We start from the raw sequence: 7,950 nt of genomic DNA, 5'->3' as shown, positions 1-7,950 counted from the left end.
TGACCTGCTCCCAGGCGTCCGCGGGGAGTTCCGGTGTCTGCCGGAAACCCGCGCCCGGGGCCAGCAGGACCAGGGAACCGTCGGACCGTCGTTGCAGTGGGACGCGTTCCTCCCACCGCCAGGGCCGCGCCAGGTCGGGCGTGCCGCCCGCGACCAGCCCCACGACCAGCTCCGCGGCGGGACCCACCTCGGCGGCGGCCACCTCGGCGGGGGCCAACGTGGCAGGGTCCGTGCCGGCGGCGGGCCGGCCCGCCGTCCCGGGCGTGCGCCCACCTGTCCCGGGGCGCGGCAGCCCGCCCAGGCTGGCGTCGGAGCGTCCGTCCAGCGTCCAGGTCACCGTGCGTGTCGTGCCGGAGGCGTCCGTGCCGGTGGCGAGCGGGTAGGTCTGCGTCCGGTTGCCCAGGCGCAGGTAGAGCTGCGCGTAGGGATGGCCGGCGGGGACGGTCACCGACACCCGGGCGTCGATCGCCCTACCGGTGACCGTGCGCAGTTCGACGAACGAGCCCCGTGGGCGGCCGGGCCCGGCCGCCGCCGGCAGCCCGGCCAGGGCTGGCAGTTCGTCCGGGCGCAGCCGGTAGAGCCGACGTTCCGGCATCCGCGCGGCGAGCCCCACGACGGCCGGGCCGATGTCCGCGGCGTACAGCACCTCGTCCGACAGGTCCGGGCTGTTGCGCAGGAAGTGGTAGGGCACCTGGGCGTACCGGCTCGGGAGCGGCGGGGTGACGATCACGACCGCGGGCCCGCCGAGATCGTCGGGGATGAGGCCGAGCACGCGCTCGTCCACCATGTTCACGTACCGCTGGACCCCGGCCTTGCCGGGGACGGCGGGCACGGTCAGCGCCGCCAGCGCCAGCAGGCAGCCGCCGGCCACCAGCGCGCGGGCCGGCAGCGCGCGGGCCGGCAGCGCGCGGGCCGGCAGACCACCGGCCGGCAGGCCACGGGCCGGTCGCGGCAGGAACCACCGGCTGGGCAGGCGGCGCCACAGCCAGCATGCCCCGGAGGCCGCGAGGAGAACGACGGGTGTCAGCGCCACCATGTGGTAATGCGGGCCGATGCCGTCGCGCAGGCTCGGCATCGCCATGGCACTGCCCCACCAGCAGAAGTACGCGACGAAGACCAGCAGCACGTTGGCGGCGAGCAGCAGCCGGACGCGGCGGCGCTCCGCCACCAGCAGGCCGACGATCGCGAGCACGACCAGCCCCCGGCCGCCGAAGAGCCAGCCGGGGGCGGCGGCGACGGTCTCCTCCCACGCCTGCAGCGCGAGCCGGCGGGTGAAGAGGAACGGCGGTTCGGACGGCAGGATCCGGCGCTCACCGAAGCCGAAACGGTCCAGCGGGTCGGCGGCGGCCAGCGGCAGCAGCCGCACCGATCCGGTGACATGCCGGCAGAAGGCGGCCACCGCCACGGCGAACGGCAGCGCCCCGAGCCCGGTCCACCAGGTGTGGCGCAGCAGGGCACGCGGCGACAGCCGCCACCGGCTGACCGTCAGCAGCCGCCTACCGGCGGGCCCGCCGAGGGAAAGCCCACCGAAGGAAAGCCCGCCGACGAAAAGCCCGCCGACGGAAGGCCCACCGCTGGGGAGAACGCCGACGGAAGGCGCGCCGGTTACGGAGCGTCCTGCCACGATGAGCGCGCAGACCAGCGTCACCAGCAGCGCGTCGAACGGGCGGGCCGTCGCCGCGAGGCCGAGCGCCGCGCCACCGGCCAGCAGTGACAGGCGCGAGCCCGTGCGGGTGCCGCGCGCCACCTCGGCGACCGCGATCGTCAGGGCCGCCGCGGTGAACGCGTACGCCATCGGCAGCGCCGTGTGCACGACCACCAGCGGGGAGAACGCCAGGAAGGCGGCGGCGACGAGGGCGGTGGCCACATCGTCGAACAGCTCCCGGGCGAGGCGGTACACCCCGGCCACCCAGGCCGCCGCCACCAGCGCCGGAGCGACGATCATCGTCCCGAACAGCAGCTGGGACGCGGCCAGCATCGCGGGCCAGCCCGGCAGGTACTTGGTGAACACCCGCCCGTCGTGGACGCCGGTCAGCCAGGGGCGGAAGAACGGCTCCACCAGGTTCTGGTCGAGGGTGAGCTGCCCGTGCAGCAGCATCCTGGCCTGCATGACATAGGCGGCCTCGTCCGCGTCGCCCGAGCCGTGACGGAACAGCGTGCGCTGCAGCAGCACGCTCATCACGAAGGACAGCGTGGCAAGGGCGGCGAGCGCGAGGCCGGCCCGGGACGGCCGCCATCGCCGGCCGGGGCCGGGCCACCGGCTCAGGCGCTGCCGCCGGCCCGGGCCCGGCTGTCGGCCCGGGCCACGCCGTCCGCCCGGCGGCCGTCGCAGCGGGCCGCGGGCGCCCGGAGCACGGCTGGCCGTTGCGGCGTCCGCCAGAGCCTCGAAGCTCTTGGAGGAGAAGCCTTCGGAGGACCCGCGGGGGCCAGGGGAGTCCAGGGAGTCCAGGGAGTCCAGGGAGCCGAGAGAACCAGGGTCGCGGCACGGCGACGACGGGTCCGTGAGAACCTCGCTGGTCGACATCTGGCGCATTCGGTGGACCGTAGCAGAAGTCACATCCTGTGTTTTTCACCGCATACCCACAAGGCTGCGCCAAAGACAGAAAATGTGACTCCCAGTAGCCGGACATGCCGCTTCAACTACGTCAACTATTCTTCAGTCAACTGTTTTCATGTGCGCTGTCCTGGCTTCGGCGGACCGAGGAACCGCCGATTCCCCGGCCGGTTCCGGCCGGGGAATCGATACACCACAAGAATCGGCGGCGGGACCAGCGCGGTGAGCACGGCCGGCGGGCCGGCCGTGCTCACCGGACCGAGCGGCGCAGCTCCTTGGGGAGGTGGAAGGAAATCGTCTCGGCCCCCACCGAACGCACGCCGACAGTGGTGTGGCCCAGGCCCGACAGCGCCTGGGTCAGTTCGTCGACCAGGGTGGGAGGCGCGGAGGCGCCCGCGGAGATGCCGACGGTGTCCGCGCCGGCCAGCCAGCTCATCTCCACCTCACCGACGTCCCCGACAAGATAGGCGGGCACGCCCTCACGCTCAGTAACGTCGACGAGCCGGCGCGAGTTGGCACTGTTCTGCGACCCGACGACAAGCACCACGTCGGCCTCGTCAGCCACCCGCCGGATCGCGTTCTGCCGGTTCGACGTCGCGTAGCAGATGTCCGCGGACCCGGGGCCGACCACGGCCGGGAAGCGGCCGCGCAGCGCGTCGACCACCTCCTCCGCCTCGTCCACGGCGAGCGTCGTCTGCATCAGGTAGGTCACCCGCTGCGGGTCGTCGACCTCCAGGTGGGCGACGTCGGCGGGCGACTCCACCAGCTTGATCTTCCCTGGTGCCTCCCCGAGGGTCCCGTCCACCTCCTCGTGCCCGGCATGGCCGATGAGCAGGACGGTGTCCCCCCGCGCGGTGAACCGGCGGGCCTCGGCGTGCACCTTCTCCACGAGCGGACAGGTCGCGTCGATCACCGACAGGCTGCGGTCACCGGCCTGGTCCCACACGGCCGGGGCGACCCCGTGCGCGGAGAAGACCACAGTCGCCCCGGGCGGCACCTCGTCGAGCTCCTCGACGAAGACGGCGCCGCGGCTGGCGAGATCGGCGACCACGTGGCTGTTGTGGACGATCTGCTTGCGGACGTAGACGGGCGCGCCGTGCAGCTCCAGGGCACGCTCGACCACCTCGATCGCCCGTTCGACCCCGGCGCAGAACGCCCGGGGCTCGGCGAGCAGCACCTGCCGCGGCCCGACGGCCGCCGCCCACCGTTCGAGCACCGGCCCGAAGGTCATCATCGTCCGCAGCCCGGCGATCCCCCGGCGGGCCAGGTCGAGGCGTCCCAGCGGCTGCTCGGCGGTGTCGACGACGACGCGGATGATGGCCAGCGGCACCCCGTTCGCGCCCGGGGCGACCTGGGCCGACTCCATGTCCACGGCGATCGCGCCGGTGGCCGCGAGCTCGGTGCGCGCGGTGCCGACCGCGAGCCGTGGCACCGACACCACCGGGCCGACATGCACGGTCAGCCCGGCCCGCCGCAGCTCGCCGGCGAGCAGGGGCGCGGACAGGCAGCGGGCGCTGACCGAACCGTCGGCGGTACGGACCTCGTCGGCCACCACCACGTCCCCGGGCTTCACCCCCGGGCCGAGGCCGCCGCCGAGGCCGACCAGGGCGACCGCGTCGGCCTGCGCCTCCCGGATGATGCGGGTGGAGCGGCTGGCGTGCTCCGGCCCCATGCCCGTGCGGACGAGGATCGTGCCCGCGGGCAGGCCCGAGCGGGCGGCGGCCCACGCCTCCAGCCGCAGCGGCGCGGCCACCACCAGGCGCGGGCGTCGCCGCGGGAGGGACGGACGGCCCGGCGCGGGCGCACCGAGCGTCCCGGCCCCGGCCCGCCCGGCCGGGAGGCCTCCGGATGCCGGTACCGCCGGGGCCTGCGCCGGCATGTCTGCCGCCACCACCGACGACGTCGCCACCGACGGTGTCACTACCAAAGGCAGCGATTTCCGTACGGAAGGCGCGGCCGGTGCCGCCGGCGGACCTGACGCCGCCGTCGGTACGGCTGCCGGCGGGTGTGCCGGTGAGGCTGGCGCGGGCACATGTGCCGGCCCGGACGGTGCTGGTACCGCCGGCCCGGACGGTGCTGGTACCGCCGGCGCCGTGGGTGCCGGTACCGGTGTGGCCGGTCCCGCGGATGCCCGCGTCGGCGCCGTGGGGGCTTCGGCGGGAACCGGCGTCCTGGATGTCTCCGGTGCCGAGAAGGTCATGACGCGGACCTGCCACTCAGGTACCGGCCGAGCGCGGTCAGTGGGAAGACCAGCCGATACAGATGGTAGTTGATCGAAAAGTCACCGGGGAAGCCGGTGCCGGTGTAGTACGGCTCGTCCCATGTCCCGTCCGGACGCTGCGTGTCGACCAGCCAGCGCACCCCGCGCTCGACGGCCGGGGACGCCGGGTCGGCGGCGAGCAGCGCCAGCAGCGCCCACGCCGTCTGCGACGCGGTCGCCTCGCCCTGGCCGATCCACGCGTCGTCGGTGTAGGAGCGCAGGTCCTCGCCCCACGCGCCGTCGGGTCTCTGGTGCTCGACCAGCCAGCGGACCGCCCGGACGACCGACGGATGGTCGGCCGGGACGCCGGCGACGATCAGGGCCGGGACGACCGCGCCGGTGCCGTAGATGTGGTTGACCCCCCAACGGCCGAACCACGACCCGCCCGGCTCCTGGTTGTCCAGCAGCCACTGGACCGCACGTTCGGTGACCGGGCTGTCGGCCTGGCCGACCTCGGCGAGCATCTCCACGATATGCGCGGTGACGTCGGCGGACGGCGGGTCGATCACCTCACCGAAGTCGCAGAAGGGCAGCTTCGTGGGGAGCGTCCGGGTGTTGTCCGCGTCGAAGGCCCCCCACGCCCCACCCGCGGAGCGCATCCCGATGGTCCAGTCGACCCCGCGGCGCCCCGCGGCCCGCAGCCGGTCCGCGAGCTCGGGCTCGGCCGCCTCGAACCCGCTCGGAGCGTGCGGCGGGCCGGCCGCGTCCCGCCCATGCCCCGGGTCGAGGATGCGCTGGATGGCGAGCACCACCTCGGCGGTGTCGTCGACGTCCGGGTACAGGTCGTTGTCGAACTCGAAGGCCCACCCGCCGGGCGCCAGCGCCGGGCGTTTCACCGCCCAGTCACCGGCCACGGTGACCTCCTCGTCCGCGAGCCACCGGGCGGCGCGCACCATGGCCGGGTGGTCGGCGGCCAGACCGGCGTCACGCAGGGCGACGACGGCGAGCGCGGTGTCCCACACCGGGGACTGGCAGGCCTCCAGCCGGCGGACCATCCCGGCAGGCGTCCGCTCGCGGATGGTGAAGCGCTCCAGCCCCCGCAGGCCGGCCACGATCACCGGATGATTCATGGGGTAGCCCAGCAGGGTCAACGCCATGATCGAATACACCCAGGGCGGCTGGATACCGCCCCAGCAGCCGTCGGCCTCCTGGCGGGCGACTATCCATTCGGCGGCCCGGCGCATCGCATGCCGGCGGATCAGCTTCAGCGGGCGGCGCTCGTAGCGGTGCAGCAGCCGGTCCAGGCGCTCGAACGCACCCGGCCAGGACCGCAGCGGCGCCAGCGGCTTCGGGGGAAGGCCGACCCTGAGCTCGTCGATCCTGAAGCCGAGGGAGCGTTTCGGCCGCAACGTCCCGACGATCGTCAGCGGCACGACCGACTGCCGGGCCCAGCAGGCGAAGTCGTACGGGTTGAGCGGGAACCACGACGGCAGCAGCACCAGCTCGGGCGGCATCACCGGCAGGTCGTCCCAGGACCATTCGCCGAACAGCGCCATCCAGATCCGGGTGAAGACCCGGGTGCGGGCGATGCCGCCGTTCGCCCGGACGAACTCGGCCGCGGCCTGCATGTGCGGCGCGTCCGGGCTGTCGCCGGCCAGGCGCAGCGCCACGTACGCCTCGAAGGTGGTGTTCAGGTCGGGCGGGCCACCGTAGAAGGTCGCCCAGGTGCCGCTCGCGCTCTGCTGCGAGCGGATCCAGCGGGCGGTCTCCTCGGCCTCCTGCGGGGTGAGGATGCCGAGGAACCGCCGGAGCATGAGGTCCTCGGCATCCATGGTGACGTTGGTCTCAAGCTCGCCCTTCCACCAGCCCTGGTCGGACTGCAGCCCCAGCAGGTGGTCACGGGCCCGGACGGCGGCTGCCGCCACCGTGTCGGAAAAGGTTTCGCGGGAGACTTCGTAGTCGGTGGTCGAACTCATCGGCAGCTCCCGTCCACATGTGGATCCAGGTGCGGTACGAACAGCGGTGTCACGGCTTCGTCACCGGTCCCGCTCGGTGACGAAGCGGGCCAGGGCAAACAGTTCCGTCTCCACCAGCGGCGGCAGGGACAGCGACGCGAGCAGCTTGGCGCACGCGTCCAGCTGGCGGTCGGCCTCGGCCGTGGTCCACTCCCGCCCGCCGGCGCGTTCCACCAGCCCCGCGATGTGGTGCAGCTCGCTTTCGGACGCCTCCCCCGAGGACTCCAGGAAGGCACGCAGCTCGTCGGCGTCGGTGCCACCGGCCTCCAGCGCCACCACGACCGGGACGGACTTCTTGCGCGAGCGCAGGTCCGACAGCACGGGCTTGCCGGTCACCGCCGGGTCGCCCCAGATGCCGAGCAGGTCGTCCACGAGCTGGAAGGCCGTCCCCAGCCGGGAGCCGAACTCGGCGAGGCCGTCGACGAGCTCCGCCCGCCCGCCCGCGAGCACCGCGCCGATCGCGGCCGAGCAGGACAGCAGCGCGCCGGTCTTGCCGTCCTCCATCGTCAGGGTGTCGGCGACGGTGACGTCGTTGCGGGTCTCGAAGTACAGGTCCTCGGCCTGGCCGCGGACAAGGTCCTGGACACCCGCGCCGAGCATGATCGCAGCGCGGCGGCCCGGCTCCCCCTCGACCTCCAGCAGCACCTGGGTCGCCAGCCCCAGCAGGGCGTCACCGGCGAGGATCGCGCCGTCCGCGCCGAAGACGGTCCAGGCGGTGGGCCGGTGGCGGCGCTCGGTGTCGCCGTCCATGAGGTCGTCGTGCAGCAGGGAGAAGTCGTGGACGAGTTCGACCGCGACCGCGCCGGGCAGCCCGGTCTCGGCCGCGGCGCCGGCCGCCTCCGCGGACAGCAGTGCCAGTGCCGGGCGTACCAGCTTTCCGCCGCCGCCCGGCAGCGGCGTGCCCTCCGCGTCGGTCCAGCCGCGGTGGTAGGCGACCACCCGGCGCAGCCGGGGATGGAGCCGGTCGACAGCGGCGCGTAGCGCCGGCACTGCCAGAGTCCGGCCCCGCTCGATCGCTTCGGGAACCAACGTGGTCATGCCGGGAATCCCCCTGTCGGTGACGCTGTCGATATCGATGTCGCGTTCGGAGTCGCGCCTGGAGCCGCGGTCGAGGCCGCCGCGGATGTCGGCGCCGACGTCGGCGTGGGTAGCGGAGCCTGCTCGGTGGGCAGAGCCTGCTC

The 7,950-nt window shown here is 74.0% G+C and carries 4 protein-coding genes; all 4 read right to left on the bottom strand.

Annotated features, from left to right (window positions below):
- On the bottom strand, window positions 1-2,533 hold a 2,533-nt coding region (locus AC5LSR_RS19305; RefSeq protein WP_493468764.1), incomplete at its 3' end, for a DUF7846 domain-containing protein.
- Between the two features lie 271 nt (window positions 2,534-2,804).
- A complete protein-coding gene (gene ispH / locus AC5LSR_RS19300; protein WP_493468768.1) occupies window positions 2,805-4,433 on the bottom strand; it encodes a 4-hydroxy-3-methylbut-2-enyl diphosphate reductase in 1,629 nt (542 codons plus the stop codon).
- A gap of 317 nt (window positions 4,434-4,750) precedes the next feature.
- On the bottom strand, window positions 4,751-6,730 hold the full coding sequence (locus AC5LSR_RS19295; protein WP_250286109.1) for a terpene cyclase/mutase family protein: 1,980 nt from the start codon (window positions 6,728-6,730) through the stop codon (window positions 4,751-4,753).
- A gap of 60 nt (window positions 6,731-6,790) precedes the next feature.
- Complete coding sequence (locus tag AC5LSR_RS19290; protein WP_250290297.1) at window positions 6,791-7,807, bottom strand: polyprenyl synthetase family protein; 1,017 nt, start codon at window positions 7,805-7,807, stop codon at window positions 6,791-6,793.
- Between the last annotated feature and the right edge of the window lie 143 nt (window positions 7,808-7,950).

Source organism: Protofrankia sp. CiP1_Cm_nod4 (assembly GCF_982290645.1).
The sequence above is the reverse complement of the archived record's forward strand: the minus strand, read 5'-3'. Positions and strand labels throughout refer to the sequence as shown.

Coding starts and splice junctions, on each gene's coding strand:
- ispH (WP_493468768.1), bottom strand. CDS start 4,433: ATGCCGGCGCAGGCCCCGGCGGTACCGGCATCCGGAGGCCTCCCGGCC.
- AC5LSR_RS19295 (WP_250286109.1), bottom strand. CDS start 6,730: ATGAGTTCGACCACCGACTACGAAGTCTCCCGCGAAACCTTTTCCGAC.
- AC5LSR_RS19290 (WP_250290297.1), bottom strand. CDS start 7,807: ATGACCACGTTGGTTCCCGAAGCGATCGAGCGGGGCCGGACTCTGGCA.